General features: G+C 68.9%; 1 protein-coding gene and 1 pseudogene. Both read left to right on the forward strand.

The window, feature by feature from the left end; all coding sequences use genetic code 11:
• Positions 1–276 (forward strand): annotated as a pseudogene (locus WAW17_RS04575) (ABC transporter substrate-binding protein); the annotation flags it as partial.
• Entirely contained in the window at positions 273–1,502 is a 1,230-nt protein-coding gene (locus WAW17_RS04580) for a hypothetical protein (protein ID WP_422331826.1), read from the forward strand. The pseudogene WAW17_RS04575 and the gene WAW17_RS04580, both read left to right, overlap by 4 nt.
• The last annotated feature ends 127 nt before the right edge of the window (positions 1,503–1,629 follow it).

A 1,629-nucleotide genomic window follows, 5' to 3' on the forward strand; every position in this document is an offset into this window, starting at 1 on the left:
GTGCTGGTCACGCTGTTCGGGACGACGGGCTCGAATCCGAATCGGCGCACCGTTCCGGAGCGGATCGACGAACTCCTCGACCGGCTCGGACGGACAACCGATCCTGCTGCACGACAATCCATTACCACCGCTGCTGCCGGTGAGGTGATCGATCAGGGACACGGGATTCCCCTGTTCGAGCAGTCGACCATCATCGCTACATCACCCGGCACCCAGGGTGTGGTACTCGACGCGTCGAGCCGCCCCAACTTCTACGGAACGAGGATCGATCGATGAGCACCTGGAACAACTGGGGGCAGGGCAGCCGCGTCACGCCGGCGGCATTCGTCACCGAAGCCGACACCCTGCTGTCGTCCGTTCTGCACCGTCTCCGGGCGGATGACCGCGTCCGCGGCGACCTCCTCGCAGGGCTGACCGCCGCTTTGCGCACCGAGGGCCGGGAAGCCGTTCTCACCCTGGCCGGGTACGAGGGCGATCACGATCACCGGGGCACGATCGCCAGACAGGCGAGGGACATCGGGGCGTCACTGTCGAGGCTTGCCGCGGCCACGGGAACCGCCGCGTCGGACGTCACCGTCCGCAGTCACTGCGAGGGCCATGTCTGGACCGAGGCCGCTGCGGCCCACCTCACCGGCGCTCCCGATGCGCCGGCGATCATGCAGCTCTACAACGAGTGGTTGCACCAACTGGTCCTCCTGCGCGATGCGTTGCTTCCGTACGAGAACTGGGAGGAGGTGACACTGGCTGTGGATGCGCACGGTCTACGCCGCTTCGGCTCGGCCCGGCAGCATTTCGTTGCCGACCTCCTCACCCGCAGGGTCCGCCACGAAGCCATCGTCCGGGTCGCGGCCGCGGCAGTGTCGGATACCGCCGTGGACGGCGCCTACGGGTTTCAGACGGAAGCGGCCGCTGTCCTTCCGGCGGTGGTGTCCGGGTCACCGTGGACCTCGTCCCGGACATTGCTCCGCTGGCAATCCGATCGCATCACCGACGACGTGGACACGGTGGCGTTCGTCGCCGCGGACGCCGACTACCTGGCGACGTCGCGGTCCCTTCCCGGCGACCCAGCACCGCTCGCGCAGCCGTTGCCGGAGGTGACGCTCGGCGAATCGGGACGGGACGGTCGGGGTATACGTCTGGCGCTGTCCGCGCGCGGCGACGCCGGTATCCATTCGGTGGATCTCGGCCAGGCACTGCGCGGACACCGGTACGCCTACTCGCCGGCCGGCGAGGAGCACACGTCCGGCGACGAGGTGGTCCGTCGGCACAGCGCCCTCGCCGTGGTCGCGGCGGCCGGACTGGTCGAGTTCCCCCCTGGGCTCCACCTGGTGGACGACATACCCGACGCCGGGTGGGGGCTCCTGGTGCTGGGCAGAATCCTGCCGCACAACATCATTCTCCGCGACGGTCAGTCGTGGGCGGCAGCATCCACCGCAGGGAAGACCGGACCGCCACGGGTGATCCTCGACGCACCCCGGAGCGGGAGCAACTCTCCCCTTTGAGGTCGGGGGGCCGCCCGCGCAATCGCGCGGGTGGCAGCCGGACCCGGTCACGGATCATCACCGGATTCGCCTCTCTCGCCCCGCGCGCACGCCCCGACCATTACGTTGACGGTGAGGAAAGAACTTC

It is taken from the genome of Rhodococcus sp. (in: high G+C Gram-positive bacteria) (genome assembly GCF_049286785.1).
Classification (GTDB): domain Bacteria; phylum Actinomycetota; class Actinomycetes; order Mycobacteriales; family Mycobacteriaceae; genus Rhodococcus_F.

Excerpts from the sequence above, each read along its gene's own strand:
- WAW17_RS04580 (WP_422331826.1), top strand. The coding sequence starts at position 273 with ATGAGCACCTGGAACAACTGGGGGCAGGGCAGCCGCGTCACGCCGGCG.